Annotated in this window: 15 protein-coding genes; 2 read left to right on the top strand and 13 right to left on the bottom strand. The window is 69.7% G+C overall.

Annotation, left to right across the window (positions count from 1 at the left end; all coding sequences use genetic code 11):
- Nucleotides 1–281 precede the first annotated feature (281 nt).
- Entirely contained in the window at nt 282–455 is a 174-nt protein-coding gene (locus K7I03_RS28350) for a hypothetical protein (RefSeq protein WP_185944498.1), read from the bottom strand.
- A gap of 718 nt (nt 456–1173) precedes the next feature.
- Complete coding sequence (locus tag K7I03_RS28355) at nt 1174–2667, bottom strand: ABC1 kinase family protein (protein ID WP_185944499.1); 1494 nt, start codon at nt 2665–2667, stop codon at nt 1174–1176.
- 1140 nt (nt 2668–3807) lie between these two features.
- Here K7I03_RS28355 and uppS point away from each other — a divergent pair.
- Both uppS and K7I03_RS28365 read left to right on the top strand, forming a co-directional pair.
- Complete coding sequence (gene uppS / locus K7I03_RS28360) at nt 3808–4482, top strand: polyprenyl diphosphate synthase (RefSeq protein ID WP_224347673.1); 675 nt, start codon at nt 3808–3810, stop codon at nt 4480–4482.
- A gap of 103 nt (nt 4483–4585) precedes the next feature.
- On the top strand, nt 4586–5701 hold the full coding sequence (locus K7I03_RS28365) for a terpene synthase family protein (RefSeq protein WP_185944501.1): 1116 nt from the start codon (nt 4586–4588) through the stop codon (nt 5699–5701).
- 240 nt (nt 5702–5941) lie between these two features.
- Here the strand turns inward: K7I03_RS28365 and K7I03_RS28370 are convergent, their stop codons facing one another.
- The 11 genes from K7I03_RS28370 to K7I03_RS28425 form a co-directional block, all read right to left on the bottom strand.
- Complete coding sequence (locus K7I03_RS28370; RefSeq protein WP_185944502.1) at nt 5942–6988, bottom strand: terpene synthase family protein; 1047 nt, start codon at nt 6986–6988, stop codon at nt 5942–5944.
- Between the two features lie 128 nt (nt 6989–7116).
- A complete protein-coding gene (locus tag K7I03_RS28375; RefSeq protein WP_185944503.1) occupies nt 7117–7782 on the bottom strand; it encodes a spirocyclase AveC family protein in 666 nt (221 codons plus the stop codon).
- Between the two features lie 756 nt (nt 7783–8538).
- Nucleotides 8539–8739, bottom strand: coding sequence for a hypothetical protein (locus K7I03_RS28380; protein ID WP_185944504.1), 201 nt, complete (start codon nt 8737–8739; stop codon nt 8539–8541).
- A gap of 300 nt (nt 8740–9039) precedes the next feature.
- Nucleotides 9040–9255, bottom strand: coding sequence for a hypothetical protein (locus K7I03_RS28385; RefSeq protein ID WP_185944505.1), 216 nt, complete (start codon nt 9253–9255; stop codon nt 9040–9042).
- Between the two features lie 390 nt (nt 9256–9645).
- On the bottom strand, nt 9646–11028 hold the full coding sequence (locus K7I03_RS28390; protein WP_185944506.1) for a DUF317 domain-containing protein: 1383 nt from the start codon (nt 11026–11028) through the stop codon (nt 9646–9648).
- 54 nt (nt 11029–11082) lie between these two features.
- A complete protein-coding gene (locus K7I03_RS33950; protein ID WP_185944507.1) occupies nt 11083–12216 on the bottom strand; it encodes a DnaB-like helicase N-terminal domain-containing protein in 1134 nt (377 codons plus the stop codon).
- Nucleotides 12216–13469: a DNA cytosine methyltransferase gene (locus K7I03_RS28405; protein WP_224347687.1), complete on the bottom strand. Its 1254-nt coding sequence runs from the start codon at nt 13467–13469 to the stop codon at nt 12216–12218. The genes K7I03_RS33950 and K7I03_RS28405 overlap by 1 nt, the downstream gene beginning before the upstream one ends.
- A complete protein-coding gene (locus tag K7I03_RS28410; protein WP_185944571.1) occupies nt 13469–14344 on the bottom strand; it encodes an adenine nucleotide alpha hydrolase family protein in 876 nt (291 codons plus the stop codon). The genes K7I03_RS28405 and K7I03_RS28410 overlap by 1 nt, the downstream gene beginning before the upstream one ends.
- A 216-nt stretch (nt 14345–14560) precedes the next feature.
- On the bottom strand, nt 14561–15361 hold the full coding sequence (locus K7I03_RS28415) for a hypothetical protein (RefSeq protein WP_185944509.1): 801 nt from the start codon (nt 15359–15361) through the stop codon (nt 14561–14563).
- Between the two features lie 45 nt (nt 15362–15406).
- A complete protein-coding gene (locus tag K7I03_RS28420) occupies nt 15407–16009 on the bottom strand; it encodes a hypothetical protein (protein ID WP_185944510.1) in 603 nt (200 codons plus the stop codon).
- Between the two features lie 89 nt (nt 16010–16098).
- Nucleotides 16099–17901 (bottom strand): type IV secretory system conjugative DNA transfer family protein, encoded by a 1803-nt coding sequence (locus K7I03_RS28425; RefSeq protein ID WP_185944511.1) that lies wholly within the window; start codon nt 17899–17901, stop codon nt 16099–16101.
- Between the last annotated feature and the right edge of the window lie 29 nt (nt 17902–17930).

Genomic DNA, 17930 nt, shown 5'->3' on the forward strand with positions numbered 1-17930 from the left:
GTGTGGTCGGTCCGCTCCTGCCGGGTACCGGTGACGGAACAGCGGGCAGCCGCTGAGGGACCGGTTCGACGTATGTGGCGCTGAACGAAGCGCACCCGGTGGCCGTCGCCAGGAAAACGGCGGCAAGCGTGCGTCGTAAGACGTAGCGGGGAAACCGCACGGGGAACTCCTTTGCTCGGGACTGCTCCCAGACCGCTTTGGCGCGAGGGGAGAGCGAAGCCCTGCCCCGCCTCGGGATGAGGGGCGGGGCCGAGGGCAGGTATCGGGCCGGTCGGCTGTCGTCACCGTGGCGCGCTGAGCACGCTCATGAACGTCTTCAGTCCGGTGAAGAGGGAGATGATCGCCCGCCAGACGGCCAGGATCGCGTGGGCGGTGGCGACGGGAGCCGTCGCGATGAAGAACAGAAAGATGATCAGGACCAGCCAGAAGAAGAGACCGCGGGGACGCGAGAGCAAGGGGCTTACCCTTCGTGGCGGGCGGGACCGGACGGGCGGTGGGTTCCGGGTTCACGTCCTCCTGCCGCGTCGGGCCCGGGATCGGGTCGGGGCGCGGGCGGCGGGGAGCACATCGGGGGCCGGCGGCCACCGCTCCCGTCCGCCGGGCGGCGCGGCGGCTTCGGCGGCTTGGATGCCTCGGAGGCTGCGCCGCGGCGTCGAGTCCGGTGCCGGCGCGCCGCGTCGGCCTCCGAGGAGAGGACGGCCTTCCGGCCGGTCTTCCGGGGCGGCTCCGGCCACCGCTGCCGTGGGGTCTGCCCCAGGGGCAGCCGTCCCGGCACCGGTCCGAACGAGCGCGGCCACGGGCCACATCCCCCTCCACGACGTCGGTACGGCCGCCGGACGCCTCCGCGTCCGCTCCGGAGCGCACCGCCGGCCCTTGGCACTGGGCGATGGCCGGCCCCCGTAAATCGGTTTCTCCCCTTCCAGTGCACGGCACACCGCCCCTCGGCGACAACCCCGCACCCGGCGGCGCGCGAGCGCATCAGGCGCGTACGGCACGCCCCGGGCGGCGTGCGCGGCGGGAGTGCCGTCTGGCCACGTCGCGGGGAAGCTGTTACGGCTGCCGGCGACGCGGTCGGCTCCGCCTGCTCGTCACCCGCCGTCCACACCCGGGGGCGCCCACCGGGGTACTGCCGGCTTCGGACGGCGGTGGCAGGGCGAGCGACGTCGCGTGGGCTCATCCCCTCCTGCCACGGGCGAGGAAGCCGGCGAGGACGAGGGCGGCCCAGAAGGGCCACGACCCGGCGTCCGTGGCCCTCTTCCGCCGGTCGTCCTCACCGGCCACCTTGGCGTGGAAGGTGACGTCCTTCTCGGCGAAGGCGCGCAGGATCCCCCGGGTCTGCTGGAGGGCCCCCGGCGCGGCGATCATGAGATCGAGGGCGGTGCGGGCGGCCTGCTGTTCGGAGAGGGTCTCGCGGGCGAGGCCGAAGACGATGGTGCGGAGGTTGTCGGCGAAGACGTCGGTGAGGGAGAGTTCCGGGCACAGGTAGCGGATCGACCCCTCGAGATTGGCGAAGGACTTTCCCAGCAGCGAGATCACCGGGCTGGTGCGGATGCCGCGGCGGGTGGCGTGGACGAGGATCGCGGTCAGGGTGACGCCGAAGTTGAGCTCCTCCAGCGTGACGGAGGCGATCTTCGGGACGAGCATGCTGATGTCGGAGCGGAACCCGGCGACGTCGGCCCAGGTCGTGGCGGTCCCCATGTCGATCCAGGTCGCGGCCAGACCCGCGCCGTCGTTGGCCGCGAGGTTCAGCAGGGCCAGCACCAGGTGCCGGCTGGTACCGCTCTCCATACGGCCCACCATGCCCCAGTCGATCAGGTGCGCGGGCTCGCCCGGGGCGACGAAGATGTTGCCCGGGTGAGGGTCGGCGTGGAAGAAGCGGTCGAGGAAGTAGCCGCGGTACATGAACGCCATCAAGTCCCGGCCGATACCCGAGCGCTGGGCGGAGGTGAACGCGCGCGGATCGGCGTCCCGGATCGACACGCCCGGGGCCAGCGCCTGTACCAGTACCCGCCGGGTCGGCGGCAGCAGCACCCGGGGCACGGACAGGAACGCGAACTCCTCACACAGCTCCCGGGCCCGGCGCATGTGGCCGGCCTCCACCCGGAAGTCCGTCTCCGCCTCCATGGCCTCGAACAGCACGCCCAGCATGGCCGGCACGTCCACCACGGCCGCGAACCGGGGAGCGGCCCGCGCCAGGAGGCGGGCGGCCCGCCGCAACAGCCGGATGTCCTCGGCCATCGCCTGTTCCACACCCGGACGTTGGACCTTGACCGCGGCGAACGCCCCGTCGGCCAGCCGCGCCCGGTAGACCTGTGCCAGCGAGGCGGCGCCCAGCGGCGCCGAGGTGTCGATCTCCCGGAACAGCCGCCGCCACCGCGGCCCGAGCTCCGCCGCGAGCACCGGCTCGAACGTGGCGAAGGACACGGGGGTGACCTGGTCGTGCAACTGCCCCAACTCCTCCAGCACGGCCCGCGGTACGAAGTCCGGCCGCGTGGAGAGCATCTGCCCCACCTTGATGTAGAACGGGCCCAGCTCCTGCAGCGCCTCCCGGACGGCCCGCGCCTGGCCCTCGGCGCCTTCCTCCGGCTTCGCCCGGCGGACGCGGACCTGCTCGGCCAGCAGCCGTCCCACCACACGGGAGACGTGCCGCGTGCGGCCACCGCCCACAGTCCCTCCCCCGTGCACGAACCCGCGCCGGAACCGGCGATACGGCCCACCCGCGCACCGGGGGCGGGTACTTCCTGCTCTGACTCCCTTCCGGTCATCTCCAGTGCACGGCACCTCGCCGTCGGCCCACAACCCCGCACCCGGCGGCGCGTGATGGGTGCGGGGAGGCGCACGGCGGCCGGCAGCGGCGCGCGGGCCCGGTCATCCCCGCCCGCGATTCCGCGCGGCCCTCCGCCCGAACGGCCGGCCGGGATGTGCTCGGCGGGCGCACTCGCCGGCCGTGGGAACCGTGCCGGTACTCCCTGACACGACTATGGACCAGGGCACGGGCCCGGGTGCCATCCGTGTGCACCACCCGGCTTGTCGCGGCGGCTCGTGCCGGGGCTCCGCGTCGTCCGTGCGCGTGGTGCGAGCCGACGCCCCGGCGCGGTCGTCAGCGATGGGCGGGTCAGCATGCCGTACGCCCCTCGCGTACTCCGCATGGCTGCCGAGTGCCGCCGATCGGGGCGTTGCGCGCCTGGACTGGAAGTGCGCGGTGTGTCGTCATGAAAGGAGTGGGCACATCCGCTCGTGAGCACCCGATGGGCTCCGGTTTCTCCGTGCGCGCGGGACCAAGTTCACCCCCCCCCATGGGGCGGCCGACCGGCTTCGTATGGTCACGGCGGGGAGACGCACGCGGAGCTCACGTCAACGCACCCTGCGAAAACGCTCTCCACATTCCCGGCGGGCAACTGCCGGGAACACAAACTTTTCCGACGAAATAAATCCCCGCATGCGGCTCAGCGGGCGCCGTGGGGGCGTTCCTGCCGGCAGAGCACCGAGGGAGGATGTCATGGCACGGAATCGTAGGGTAGTCGGTGGCCTGCATTCCGGCCTGGCCGGGGAATTCGGCGGCATGGTCTGGGACCTCGATGCCTCGGTCACGTCCTCCGATCCAGCAGGTCTCCCAGCGGCCGGCACAGTGCGGCTACGCGGAACTCCGGACCGTCGCCGCCGTCGAGAAGGCCGGCACCTTCTCACTCCCAGGGAATTCCGCCGCAACCCGCTCGTCCAAGCGAACTGAGCGGGGAGGCCGACGTGAATGTCACGGACATGCCCCAGCCCGTCCCGGCCCCTCAACCCACAGCGGCCGGGCAGGGTATGCCGCCGAGGCATGTGGCGGTGATCCTCGACGGCAACCGGCGCTGGGCCGCGGAACACCGGCTCCCGCTCTTCGCCGCGTACCGGGCGGGAGCCGTGCGCGTGCACGAACTCGCCGGCTGGTGTGAACAGGCAGGCATCACCTTCGTGACCGTCTGGGCACTCTCCCGGGACAATCTGCGGAGGGCTCCCGCCGTGGTCCGACAGATCACGGGAGCGGTCACGGCCGGGCTGCAGACGATGGCTTCCACCAGGCGATGGCGCATCCGCATCATCGGCGCCATGGACGAACTGCGGCCCGAGGACGCTCGCACCTTGCGAGAGATCACGGAACAGACCCGGCACATCCAGGGCATCACGCTGAACGTGGCCGTCGCCTACAGCGGGCGGGACGACATCGTGAGCGCCGTCCGCTCCCTCATCCGCAGCGATGGTGCGGGCGGCGGGGCTGTCACCGAAGACCGGCTGGCTCGGCATCTGTCCACGGCCGGCCAGCCCGACGTCGACCTGGTCATCCGCACCTCGGGCGAACAGCGCCTGTCCGGATTCATGGTGTGGCAGGTCGCGGAGGCGGAACTCTACTTCACCGATACCGCCTGGCCCGACTTCGACCACCACAGCTTCGACGCGGCACTGCGCTGGTATCACGGTCGACATCGGCGTTTCGGCCGCTGAGAAGGCTGATCGTCACGAAAGGTCGAGGCTGAAGAAGCGCATGTATGCTCACGCCCACTACATCCGCACACGGCGTCCCTGCCCGTAATCAGGAGGTGTGTTGATGCAGAAGGTGCAACCAGTGGTCGAACTCCCGCCCTTTTACTGTCCCATTCAGGGAGCCATCCACCCCCACACCGACCATCTGCGGCGTCGCTCGGAAGAGTGGATGCACGGGTACGGATTCTGCCCGGACGCGGCAAGCCTGCAGTTCGTGCGCTCTTTCAACTCCGCCGATTTCGTCGGGCGCATGGCGCCACACGGGCTGCTGGACCCGATGCAAGTCCTTACCGACTGGTGCAACCTCGGCTTCGTGATCGACGAGCGTTTCGACCGTATCCCCCTGGCCCGGTCGGACCGGAACGTACTGGCCGAGGCCGCGGAACTGGCCGTCAAACTGGTGCGTACCTTTGAGACGCCCGGTGCCGGACTGCTGACCACCAGCCCGTTCGGCGCCCCCCTGGAAGACCTCGCCACGCGGATGCACCGCATGACCACACCCTCGCAAAGGCGCCGGATCGTCGAAGGCACTCACTTGTGGGCGTCGGCTCTGGTCTGGGAAGTCGCGGATCACGCCCGCCCTGAGCCCCCTTCCCTCAACGACTACACCACCCAACGCCAGCAGACCATTGGCGGGGCGCTCTTCACCAGCTGGATCGACACTCTGACCGGCGTCGAAGTACCCGCCTCGGAGATGGACCACCCGTCGGTCCGCGCCCTTACCGAGATCACCGGACTGATCGTCGGCATCGACAACGACCTGTTCTCCTACGCCAATGACCTCTGGTTCCATCAGAACCAGGGAGTGACCCTGCGGAACTTCGCGACCGTCCTGGCCGCCGAGGGCGGCTGCACCACCGACCAGGCTCTCAGGGAAGTGACCTGGATGAGGAACCGGTTGACGGCCCTCTTCCTCGCACTGCGCGACCAGCTCACCGAACGGCACCGACCGCGGGCCGGCAGCGCTCTGCGCAACTACATGCGGCACCTGGGATACCTCATCCGCGGCAACCTCGACTACTACGGCGTCACCGACAAGTACCGCAACCCCGACGGCCGCTCGCCCGACACCTTGCTGCGCGTCGCATACCGGTTCACCTCGAAACCGCCGGACAACGCCTCGGAACCCCTGCCCATCCCCACCATCAGCTGGTGGTGGGATCAACTCGCGACCGCCTGAGGCCCGTTCACATCCCATGGGCACGGGGCCTCCTCCTCCGTCACCACCGCCGTGCTGTGTGCCGCCGACCTGCCGGTGATGGCCGGGACATTCCTCCAGCGGGGATGTTCTTGCCTCGCGACGGGGGAACAGCACGCCATCACTTCCGCGGCCGGGCCGGCTATGGCAGGCCTCCACCCGAGTCCCGCCTACGGCGCCCCCGCCCCGGACATCGAGAGTCGGGCGCTGGCACGCCGATACTCATGTTGACGCTTCCGCTTCAATGCACCCTTCGATCTCGTAGTTCTCATCGCTGCGGTAGCGGCCGGCGCGGATGGACCATTCGTACTGCCCCCGTTGATGGGTACGCATCGCGTCGAGGAATCGGCACAGGCCGGGACTGGCCCGCTTCCGTACGTCTCGTTCCAGAGAGAGATATTCGGTGACGGCGTTGTTGTGCAGCCTCACCGCCTCGTTCACTGCTTCCTGATCGTTCCTGCCTTCGTCGGCGAGGATGATCGGGAGGCTCCAGATCACCCCCTTCTCCCGCGGAAAGGAGATGATGTCGTTGAACATCCCGCCGATGTCTGAGGTCAAGGCCATCAACCGACGGACATCCGCACGGTTCCACTCGTGCTCCGGCACGTCGGATCCCGTAAAGGCCGGCCAGGCCGCGAGCGTGGGCAGGATCGCCGTGAGGGCCCGGCGTGCCGACAGCCACTGCCGAACACTGGGCCGGGTGCCGGTGAAAGGGCGGCCCACTTGCCAGAGTGTGCTCATGTACCAGTAGTTCATCTCACCGAGCCACTGCATGTACAGGCCCGGCCCCGTCAGACGCTCGACGCGTTCGCTGACATCCACCGTGGCCGGGGCCAGCCTGCGACAGAGCTCGGCGTGCTCGGCGGGCAGCCGGCTGGCCAGTTCCTCGCACAGCGGCCGCCGGTCGTACCCTTTGGGGTCGTAGTGCATGTCGTGCAACCACAGCTGGAACGCGGCCAGTTCGGCGGGGTCTGTGAGGTAGATTCCCGCTTCGCAGAACGAGGCGTCGATGACGAAGATCCAGGTGCACCAGATGGCCGCGACGCGGAACCGCTCGGGCGGCATCGTGTGGAACAGCCGTCCGATGAACTCCGCACATTTCGTGTCCCGGATCTGTTCCTCCCGCTCCACCCCGAATTCCGTCAGCCCGAAATCGATCGCCCACTGCAGAGCCTCTGCCTCAACTGCCTCCAGATCGGAGCTCACCCCCACCGGGAACGGGTAGTAGAGCAGCGGGAGAGTGAGTTTCGACGACTTGGATTCGCTCATGTCAGTCCTCCTGAGGAGCGCACTTTTGCCTGCAAGCCGTGACGGCGCTGCCGGGTCGCAGGGGTCTGGAGCGTGGCGGCGAAGCCTGATCGTTGTGGACTCGGGCCGGTACGTGTGGGTGAGAGATTTCAGGGGAGGAGGTAGGGAGGAGTGTCGGCCGGGACATGTACGGGGGAGAACGCGACGGCAACGCTCAGGCTGAATAGGTAGACGACGGTCAGTGCCTGAGTGAAGCCCGATGCGGCCAGTAGTCGCAGCCCTGTGCTGCTGCTGCCGCGTAGTGGCCACACTTCCGTCTCCTTGCGTTGTGCCCGGTAGAGCAACATGACTACCGGCACACTGAATACGATCGACGCAAGCGCGATTTCGAACAGGGGAACGTGGTACCAGTGGCCTGCAAACAGGTCCCAAGACCCGCCCACTCGCCACCTGTAGGTGCCGGTGAGCGCCCAGGGTGCCTCCAGGATGAGCTCCGCCAGAGCTGATCCCAACAGAGCCACTACGAGCACCCGGTACATGCCCCAGTGCGGCCTGTTCTCGGTGAGGCGGCGGACAATCGCCCACGGAATGAGGATCCAGACGGGTCCAAGGCCCCAAGCCAAACCTCCGGCCGCGAAGATCGTTACCGCCTGGCTGGAGGAGTCGGGGCTGTTCCAGCCCGGGAAGTAGGGTCCCCAGGTGGTTACATTCAGCGCATAGCGATTGACTACGTAACCCAACTCCCAATAGTTGGTGAGCGGGTCCAGCCAGAAGCATGTGAAGAAGCCGAAGTACAGCGCGTCTTCAACCCTCACGCGGCCCGTGCGACGTGTCCTTCGGACGGCGCGCACAGCAGTGAAAAGCAGGGCGACGGCAACGGCGCCCTGGACGCCCCACACTACTACCGCTCGAGTAGTGGAAAGTCGCCCGCTGCTAGGCACCGAGCGCAGGCCACCATCGAGCGCCCAGCGCCCGAGCGTCCAAACGGCGACGCACAGGAGCAATACACCGATTCCTGCCCACACCTTGACTGGGGTCACCCTAGAGTGGGACGCCCTCACAGACGTTGTGGCTTTCATGAGCGTGGCCTTTCGGCAGGTGCCTCGGACATCTTCGATGCTCCCCTCGATGCAACGCCATTCCCGACTTCGCGACGCCTAGGCACGGGCTGGATGTCTTGCCATGCCCACGCCTTGGTCGCGAGAAGGGAGCGGACCGCGGCGGCCGGCTGTGCCGGCAGCTCCGGCGTCAGGGCCCACAGATTTTCGGGGCGGGTGGCCGAATCTGGGGATTCTCCGCCCGCACCGCCAGCGCGGGTCACCGCCTCCAGCTGCATCCGCTGATACAGGGCTTTCCCCTGGCCGGAGCTGGCCCATCACCCGTACACCTTTCAGCTTCCCCCGTGTCCGGCCTGGCACTCCCCGGCGAAGGGGGGCACGTGGATCGCCACAAGGCAGTGCAAATGACAGTGGCATGTTCCGTGCGCCCTCCGCGTCGAATGTGGGAAGTCTTGGCGAAACCCTCGTAGTTGGGATGTGCTGGGGCGGCTCTCGGCTTGGCACGCTGGTGCTTTAGATGATGACCGTGCAACCGGTGATTTGGCGTGGCCGGGGTTCGACCAGCGCTTCGCCGCGTTCTTCGACACGCCCGGTCGTGGTCAGCGCGCACGCGGCCACCGACACCGCGTTCCATCTGCTGACTACCGGTAGTTCGTTAAACCCGGCGGTATAGATCAAGAGGTCTGCCGGTGGTGACCGCGTCGAGGTGGTCATGGACTGGCGGTGGATTTCCTATGGTGTAGCGGATCCTCGGTTTCGCTAACCGGGGATCCGCTGCTATAAGCGCTGGACTTGAGCGCGATGCTGTTCGTATCACCACCCTGATGGTTTGAAGGTGCCATTGCGCGTGTCCTGTGCAGGCGAACCTTGCGGATTGAAGCCCACCTTGCGGAGAGGGCTGCGGCTGGACGAGCTACCTTGCGGGCGCCTGCGGTTTTGGGCCCGGAAGGGTTGCTGACGGAGTCGCTACCCGGGGCGACCCGTGGCGCCCGGCGACACCACAGTGGCGCCGCCTCAAGCGCTGCTGTCCGCGCGGAAGTCGAAGGTCATCGCAGCGGAACAGGCGACACCTTCGGCGATGCCCAACGTCTGGGCATCCAGAGAGGTGGCAGCAGTGACAGCAGGGTAAAGAGTGCCAGGGTCGGCGTGGGCGGAGGGGGCGACTCCAAGGACGGCTATCACCGCAAGGAAAGCCCCGGCGGCGACATGCGATTTTCCGAAGATGCTCATGCTGTGCAAACGACCGCGAAAGTCACTCGTCACTGTCCAGTGAGGCTGGATCTTGAACCGCTGGGCGTCAGTGACCAACGGGGCGACGAGTTTGTCCTCCCAGCGCGCGCCTGACGGTCGTGAAGTCCTGCGTTGTGTCTTCGACGGGCAGCGACTCCGTCAGCAACCCTTCCGGGCCCGAAACCGCAGGCGCCCGCAAGGTAGCTCGTCCATCCGCAGCCCTCTCCGCAACAGGCCGAAGGCCGCCGCTGGTACGCCGGCTCTGTCCTCCGGCCTCTCGGCGCTGTGCGTGTCTGACGAGCGGCAGCTGGAGACCGGCGAGCGGATGGCGGCTGTCACCACGCTGGTGTTCTCCCTGGCATTTCGTTCGGGCGCAACCGCCCTCGTTCGTCAGCGGGCGCGTATACCGTGGCTGGGAGAAGGGATCGGCGGGCCCAGCCGTGAGGCGAGGGGCAGGGCAGGGTGTGTTGGCCTGGAAGGCGATCGGAGCCCATGTCCGAGGACCATGTGGGCGGTGAGGTCCTTGACCAGGGCTGCCGGAGCGTTCGCGGACAGGTGGATTTCCCAGTCCGGCTGGTGGGCCGCGTGGCCGCCCCAGACGGTCCACGTGGGGAGGGGGCTGTTGGTCTGCTGGGCGGCGAAGGCGTCGAACTGGACGCCGGCGGCGTGGGTGCCGGGGGCTTGCCAGGTGAGGTAGCGGTCGTCGACGGCGTATTTCCAGCCCGCGTTGGCGAGTGGCCGGGCCGCCTCGGCGATGGCGGTCTCGGTGACGCTGGTGCAGGGGCCTCGGCCCCAGGCGTTCTCCGAGGCCATGAAGGTCAGCAGGGTGCGGACGATCTGGGACGGGGTGGAGGCGGTGGCCTTGCCATGCCACAAGAGGTCGCTGACCGGGGTCTCGTAGGCGGCGAAGGCCCACTTGATGTCGCGGCCGTCGGCCTCATGGTCGAAGAGGGCGCGCAGGGTGAGGGATTCGTGGCTGGCGATAGTTGCGTTCTCGCCCCGGGCCCGCACCTTCTCCCAGTCGGCCTGTGTGGCGAGGAAGTCGTGCAGAAGGACCTCGTGGTCACCGGCCTCGGCGGCATACACGGGGACGATCTCCGGTGCCGGCCGCGCGGGCTTGCGTTGTGCTCCGGATGCAGTGGAGGACGGTGCGGTTGTGCCTGTGGTGGCCAGGGCCTTGGCTGCTTGTTGCTCGGTTTCCGTGGCGGGCACCGGACCGGGGCGGACCGCCTCGCCGTACAGCTTCTGGAACTCCGCGATGGCCTGGGTGGGGGTGTCGTAGACGAGGGCGACCTGCCGCAGGTGGTCTTCGCCGTGGAGGTGGATGCTTTCGCCGCCCGGGTAGGTGCCGACCGCGACGTGGGTCCAGCCGTCGTGGGCGTGGGCGTGGATGACGAGGCGGCCGGAGGCGATGTCGTCGTAGACCTTCTGGGCCTCGGCGGAGACCTCGCGGATTTCGTCCCGGTTCAGCCAGTGCATGGGGTGATCGAGCCACGTCCACTCGCTGTCGATGTCCTCCTGCAGGTTGGGCGTGATCTCGACGGTGACGCCTGCCTTTCGCAGGGCGTGGGCGGCCTGGTCGGCGTAGTAGGGCTCCTCGCGGTCGATGCGGGCCAGGATCATCGTCTGGTCGTCGGTGGGGCGAAACCCGTGGACGCTCAGCAGCGCTCGGGCAGCGTAGGTGTCGGTGCCGACGGTGGCGGCGGTCACGGCGTTGGGGTGCTCGGGGTGCCAGCCGAGCCGGACGTGGACGTGGAAGGCGGGATCTGGCATGGGTGTGCTCAATTCGCGGGGCCCGGCCGGACGTGCGGCGGCCGGCCGGTGAGGTCATCGGGTGACGCGTTGCGCTGCGGAAGCGGGATGGCCGGAGCCGCGGGGCGGCCCGGCTCGGGCGGCTACCGGTGCGCGGGGCATGCGCAGACGGGTCGATGGCGCTGGGGATGTGGTGGCGCGCTGCCAGCGGGTCCGGACGGCGGTCAGCTCGGCGAGGGCGCGGCGGCTGCCGGTGACGAGCTGGTGGGGGCTGTTGGCCGGGTCGTCGGCGAACGCCTGGATCCGCAGGGCGGCGAGGCGGGCGTGGTCGAGCAGGGCGCGTTGGAGGACGCGTTCACCCCAGTGGTCCGGCGAGCCGACGGGGTTCGTCACCAGGGCCATGAGGTCGGCCGGCGCGAGGGCGGTGGCGAGCAGGCCGTGGTGCTGGGCCTCCCAAAACACGGTGACCGGATCCACGGGATCACCTCGGTGGGCCAGGGCGGTCAGAGCGCAGAAAAGGGCGCCGTGCAGGGGCAGGGCGAAGTCGTCGGCCTGCAGCCAGCGCATGGTCTTCACGTCGTCCGGGCACGCGGTGGCGGCGGCCAGCAGCAGTTGTTCCTCGGACAGCGCCTCTCCACTGCGCTCGCGTGGCGGGAGTGAGGGGAGCGGGGTGCGCGGGAGGGAGCCGGGGTGCGGGGGGAACTGGCCGGCGAGGTCGTTCAGGAAGCGGGTCAGCGTGTCGGCCTCGGCGAGGACGGTGGCGGTGGGGTTGGGGCCGGTGGTGTCGGTGGTGGCTTGGGCCAGGCGCGTCGCGTGTATGCGCAGGCTTCGGCGGGCGTGATCGGCGCGGACCATCCGTGCGTACGCCGCCGCGTGCTGCGGCCAGGGGCAGGCGTCGACCAGCGTGTGCAGGTAGGACGCGGTGAGCCCGGCCGCTTCACGGCGCGCCGCCATAAGGACGGCGTTGAGCCAGGCCGGCTCGCTCCGGTGCACCTCGGGTACCGGGGGCGGCACGGTGTGCATGGCGGCGAAGAGGGCGCTGTGGGCGGGGTCGCCGAAGTGCTCGGGCGCGAGAGTGGTGAGGGCCCGGAGACGGTGGGGGTCGAGGAGCAGCGCTCCGAGCAGGGCCTGCTCGGCGTAGTGCACGGCCGGCCTGGGCGTCGGCTCCTCCAGGCCGCTCTCCTCGTGCGGCAGTTCGGGGCGTGGCATCAGGCGGCCAGGGTGAAGTCGTCGCGGTTGAGGGTCTTGCCGACGTGCGGGGCGAGCAAGTGCGCGGCCAGCCGGGGTGGGACCGCGTTGCCGATTTGGGAGAACTGCTGCCCCTTGTTTCCCTGCGAGGGGTAGTCGGCGGGGAAGGTCTGCAGCACCCCGGCCTCGGCCGCGGTGATCCGCACCGACTTCGGCACCGGCGCTTTCGCGCCGGATCCGCCGGGCACCGGCTCGGGCATCCACAGGCACTCGTTCGCGCGGTGCCCGAAGAACAAGGTCCCCGCCGGCTCATCTGCGCGCCGCACTGTCGCGTGGGACTGGTTGTTGCTGCGCAGCGACCAGGACCAACGATGGACCTCGCAGTGGTGGGCGGGTCGGTCCTCACCAGCGCTGTACCGCTCGGGCGGCTTCAAGCCCTGATGCCGCGACGCGAGGGTGACGCTCGTCGGGGTGGCGTGATGTTTCCAGGTTCCGCGGCTTCGGGCGTCGGCGAGGGCTTTGCGGGAGCCGGAGGGGAAGGGCTCGGGGCCCCCGCCAGGGCCTCCGCCGGCGCAGACGGTGGGGACGGGACGGTCGGTGGCACCCCAGCCGAGCGCCTCGGCCATCGACACCCACCGTGCCCTACCGGGGCCGAAGAGCGTCTGCGGCTCGGCGATCTTCGCGTGGGTCGGGGCCGGCGGCTCGGCGGTGCGGGCGCGGGAGGCGAGCAGGATCGCCCGCCGTCTGGTCTGCGGCACCCCGTAGTCGGCGGCGTTGAGGATCCCGGTCCACACGGAGAAGCCCCAGCCGCGCAGGATCGCGGCGTACTGCTTCCACAACGGCAGGACGTCCGGCACTTCCTCCATGGCCACCCACTCCGGTTCGCCGGCCTGGTTGAGCGCGTAGAGGTAGCGCATCGGCTCGGCGGCCAGCAGGGACCGCTCGTCCCGGCATGCGCTCAGCAGTCCGGCGCGGGTGTCGCGGCCGCGGGCGAGGTCGGCGACGGCCTGGTGAACGAGCGGCTGGTCGACCAGGCCCAGGCGCTTGCCGGCCATCGACCATGCCTGACACGGCGGGCTCGCGATGAATCCCGCGGTTTTTCCGACGAAGGGCGCGACCGGGTACAGCGCCACATCGGTGCGAAGGGTCAACTGCCCGGCTGCCGCTCGCGTTTTGCACGCCCAGGCGTCCCACTCCAGTCCCACGTCGCGTACGCCGAGGAGCGACAACGCGTGCGACCATCCGCCGGGTCCGGCGAAGAGATCGACAACGATCACGCGGCCAGCCCGAAGTCGGAATGCACGGCGTTCGTTTCGGCGCCGCGGCATGCCCACGGGGAGCAGCCGTTCTCGACGCCCTGTTCCAGCTCCTCGGCATCCACCGCTGATGTGCCGGGCGGCTGCTGGAGGGCAGCCCATTCGGCAGCGGTGACGTGGTCGATCGGGGCTTGGTCCAGCGGCAGGCGGGAGGGGTGGAGGAACGCTTCGCCGAGCAGGCGGTTGCCGACGGCGTTGGCGCGGGCGTTGCCCTTGCGGATGGCCGCGTCGAAGGCGACGACGTCCGCCCACTCCGTGGGCGAGGTGTCGCGGATGTGCCGCCACTGGGCGTTTCCGTGGAACGGGCAGCCCAGGCAGCTGGATTTCGGGGTGTCGGCCAGACCGAGCGTGGTCAGGTAGCGGGTGCAGTCGGTGCGTGACCAGCCCATGTCGATAAGGGGATGCCGGTTGCGCATGTATTGCACGTCGGCGTCCTTGGCGCGGTGGAATTCGTCGGTGGAGATACCCACCCACTGCTCGGCGAAGGTGCCCTTCGGGATGCGTGCGGGATAGGGATATCCGAGGAGTTCGCGGACCTTCGCCTTGATCGGTTTGATTTTGTATTCGCCGGTGCACTGCCTGCGGGTCATGCCGGGTCGGCCGTCCTGGTTGAGGATGTACAGCGGCATGCTGGCGAAGCGATGAGAGGGGTTCAGCGCGTCGTTGCGGTCGTTGCCGGAGGATACGCGCAGGATCGGTATGCCGGCGGGCGCGGCTACTTCTCGTTCCAGGCGGTCGAGATGGGCGTAGACGGCGGCCGGTTCCCAGCCGGTGTCGACGAAAAGGGCGTAGTCGACCTTGGGGAGAACCCTTTGGGCTGACAGCGCGAGCAGCGCGCTGGATTGAACACCAGCACCGAGGGAAATGGCACGGAATCGGGGAGCGGTTGAAATGGTTGTTCCTTGAGCGGTGGGGGCTGTGACTGCCGAGTGGTCGGCAGGGCGAGACGCGGAGCGCCGTCACCGGTGGAGGGCATGCTGGCGACGGCAGGCGATGGCTGAGAAGGTTCTCGGCTGGGCGGTGAGGCCGAGCGGACGGGCTGGGCTCGATCAGCGAGTGCGGGCCGTTGAACGGGCCGCCGGCCGGGCAGGTGCCGCCGGGGAGCGAGGGGCGGGCGTGCCGGTGGCGAAGGTGGCGGACAAGGTCCGGCGGCCGGCGGCGGTCAGGTGCGGGCGCTGTCGGCGACTGCCGTTTGGAAGGGCCTCACGCAGCAGGAGGTGCTTGGCTTCCAGGGCCCGCAGTGTCGTACTGCTCACCCGCCTCTCGCCGCTGAAGACGTCGAGCTTGTCGTCCCGGCCCTCGACCGTCACCTGGCCGCGGGCGACGGCCCGCAGGGCCGCCAGCTGCGCGGCGGAGAGTGCGTGGGGCGGGTGGACGAGGGCGGCGTGCTGTCGTTGCATCTCGCCGCCGAGGAGTTCGGCGGCCTCGACCGCGTCGTCCGGGCCGAGGGCGGTCAGGTCGCGGGCGATTGCGATGCGGGCGCGAACTTCCTGGTAGGCCAGAGCGAGAGTGCGCTCGTCATGGGGCTCGTGCCCCTGGGGGCGGGTCGCTTCCAGGAGGTCCGCGGCGTCGAGGAGGTGTTCGGCTGCTTCGGTGATCAGGTGGGCTAGCTGCCTGATCCGCAGCTCGCTCCTGCGTACGGCGGGCGCGGGGTGCAGCGGTTGGTGTGCGAGGGCGTCGGCGGCGTCGAACGCCTCGTGGGCCACGCGCTGGGTGAGCGGGAGGTGCAGGAGGAGCTGTCGGGCTGGCGCGGGTGAGGCGAGGTTGATGGCGGGGAGGGCGTCGTTGTGACGGGTGATGTGGGAGGCCAGGGCGAGGATCTGCTCGGGAAGGAAGGGGTCGGCGGCCAATGAAGGGGTCCTTGGGAGCGAAGTGTGTCGTGGTGAAGCAGCGGCTCAGCGCGGGCGCCGGCTCTGTCGAGGGACGGGAGACGGCCGTGCCGGAGTGGTCGCGCCGGTGTGGCCGGGGGCCGCGGGGATCGCCTTGGGCGTGGGTATGCCGAGGGTGATCTTGCTGGGGAGGCCGAGGGACGACAGATGTGCTTCGGCGCGGGCGACGGCGCCGACCGCTTCGCGCTCGCTCAGCTGGGCGGCCAGGACGTGTCCCTGCGGGGTCGGGGCGAACCCGTGCTGGGCGATCACGTCGCGGGCGGTCGGCGCGTGGACGGTGGCGGTGACCTGGCCGTCGGAGAGGTCGAAGCGGACGGCGGCCTCGGGCACGGGCCCGGCGGCCGGGTAGCGGGTGGTCCAGCTCAGGTCGACGAAGTCCATGGTGTGCGCCAGGAGAGCGTGCAGCGCGTCGCCGGTGCGGTTGTGCGCCTCTTCCGCCGAAGTACCGGGCGGAAGCAGGTACACGGTGCGGCGGTTGTGTTCTCGGGCGGTGAAGCCGCTGGCGGTCAGGGCGCGGTGGGCGGTGCGGATCGGGCGGTTGAGGACGATGAAGGTGTGACCGTCGTCGGTCGAGCCGACGACCACGTCGTGGTGGTCGATGAAGGCCATGTCACTCCATAAAGAGATACAGATGGAGAACGGAGGAGCCGATGCCTCCGCAGGAGGGCGCCAGCGCCTGCTGCGGCGGCACTGGCGGATCAGGCGGCGGTGCCGAAGTCCGTCTGCTTCGGGGCGGCCTTGGCCACCGCGCGGGTGGTGATGGCCTTCGAGGCACGGGCGGAGGCGGCGGAGAGTTCGGCGGCGTCGGGTTCGAGGTACCAGGGGCGCAGGTCGAGCATGGCGGCGCGCATGCCGGTGGCGAAGCACAGGGCGGTGCCCTTGGGCAGGGCGCGGATGGCGTCGGCGGGCAGGATGCGTTCCTGGCGCATGCTGATGCTGGTGGACTTGCCGGACTCGGAGACGGAGGTGGACTTCGTCTCGACGTCGTGGTCGCCGATCAGGCGGGAGAGCTTGTCGGCGAAGTCCGGGTCGTCGATACCGGAGCCGATCACCTTGATCGTGGAGGCGGACCACATGGCGTCCATGCCCGCGTCGCCCCAGACCTTCTGGCCCTGGCGGTAGGACTGCAGGATGGTGATCGGGATGATCCCGCGGGAGCCGAGGTGGGAGTACAGGTCCGGCAGGTCCGAGATCTTGCAGACGTTGGCGGCCTCGTCCAGGATCGCGAGCATCGGCGGGTCCAGGCGTCCGCCGGCGCGTTCGGCCTGGGCGGTGGCGGCCCGCATCACCGAGTCCGCGCACGCGGCGATCAGCGCGCTGGCGCCGCCGCCGCCGTCTTTCGACAGCAGGTAGAGGGTGTCGCGTGAGGTGACGAAGTCGGCCGGCCGGAACTCGGCGACGTCCTTCTGGGGGGTGACCCAGGCGGCGATCTCGCTGTTGAGCAGGGCGGCGGCGTACTGGCGGGCGGTTTCGTAGATGCCGTCGCGGGTCTCGGGCGGCCCTTCGACGGTGCCCTTGAGCTGGGCGGCGACGGCGCTGAAGCCGTGGTCGCGCAGGATGTCCAGCGGGCCGCGGTCGGCGGGGAAGGCCAGCCACTGCATCACGTCGGTGACCGGCCGCTCGTCCAGGGCCGCGGCCAGGAAGAGCTGGCTCAGGATGTTGCTGCCGGCCTTCGACCAGAAGTCCCCCTGCTGGGAGGCGTCGACGGAGGCGGCGAGGAAGTGCCCGGCGAGCCGGCCGGCGCCTTCGAGGGTGGTGGCGTCGGCGAGCGGGTTCCACCACATCTCCCGCTTGGCGTGGGCGATTTGTTGTGGGTCCATCGACCATGTCCGGCCCACCTTCGCCCGGGCTTCGAGGGTGGCGGTGTAGGCGTCGCCCGCGGCCTTGTTCGAGGTGAGCAGTACGGGGCCGGGCGCGGCGAGGATCGAGGGGATGGCGAGGCTGGTGGTCTTGCCCGAGCGCGGCGCCATGATGGCCACGGCGACGTCCTCGTATCCCATGCGGACTTCACGCCGGGTGCCCTGGAGGTTGCCGAGCAGGATGCCGGTGTCCTTCGCCTCGACGCTCTTGACCTCCTTCAGACTGGGGCGCAGCGAGCGGGCCTTGGCGGTGATGGCCTTCGATAGCAGAGGCTCGATGTCCTTCTGCTTCGCCATCCCGGCGACCGTCTTCTTCCGGCTGCCGGTTCCGCCCCGGTGCCGCGACCACAGCACGGCTCCGGCGATGGCCAGGGCGATCAGGAGGATGGCGGGGATGATGCGCGTGCCGACCAGCAGGGACGTTTCACCCGTATCCGGCCAGAGGCGTTCGGGATGCAGGAGGGCCTCGACCGGCTGGTAGGCGGCCCAGGGGCCGGAGCCGGTCAGGTAGACGGTGATGTTGCCGCCGAGCCAGGCGAGGTTGGCCAGCGGCACGGCGATGGCGAAGAGGGCGAGCAGAACGCGGAAGGCTATGTCGTAGCCGTCGGAGCTGCCGCCAGGAGCTGAGGGAGACGGAGGCACGGAGCTCCAGGGGGCGTGGGGGAGGGGCG

Source organism: Streptomyces mobaraensis, from assembly GCF_020099395.1.
Lineage (GTDB): Bacteria > Actinomycetota > Actinomycetes > Streptomycetales > Streptomycetaceae > Streptomyces.

Excerpts from the sequence above, each read along its gene's own strand:
- uppS (WP_224347673.1), top strand. The coding sequence starts at position 3,808 with ATGCCGCCGAGGCATGTGGCGGTGATCCTCGACGGCAACCGGCGCTGG.
- K7I03_RS28365 (WP_185944501.1), top strand. The coding sequence starts at position 4,586 with ATGCAGAAGGTGCAACCAGTGGTCGAACTCCCGCCCTTTTACTGTCCC.
- K7I03_RS28370 (WP_185944502.1), bottom strand. The coding sequence starts at position 6,988 with ATGAGCGAATCCAAGTCGTCGAAACTCACTCTCCCGCTGCTCTACTAC.
- K7I03_RS28380 (WP_185944504.1), bottom strand. The coding sequence starts at position 8,739 with ATGACCACCTCGACGCGGTCACCACCGGCAGACCTCTTGATCTATACC.
- K7I03_RS28385 (WP_185944505.1), bottom strand. The coding sequence starts at position 9,255 with ATGAGCATCTTCGGAAAATCGCATGTCGCCGCCGGGGCTTTCCTTGCG.
- K7I03_RS28390 (WP_185944506.1), bottom strand. The coding sequence starts at position 11,028 with ATGCCAGATCCCGCCTTCCACGTCCACGTCCGGCTCGGCTGGCACCCC.
- K7I03_RS33950 (WP_185944507.1), bottom strand. The coding sequence starts at position 12,216 with ATGCCACGCCCCGAACTGCCGCACGAGGAGAGCGGCCTGGAGGAGCCG.
- K7I03_RS28420 (WP_185944510.1), bottom strand. The coding sequence starts at position 16,009 with ATGGCCTTCATCGACCACCACGACGTGGTCGTCGGCTCGACCGACGAC.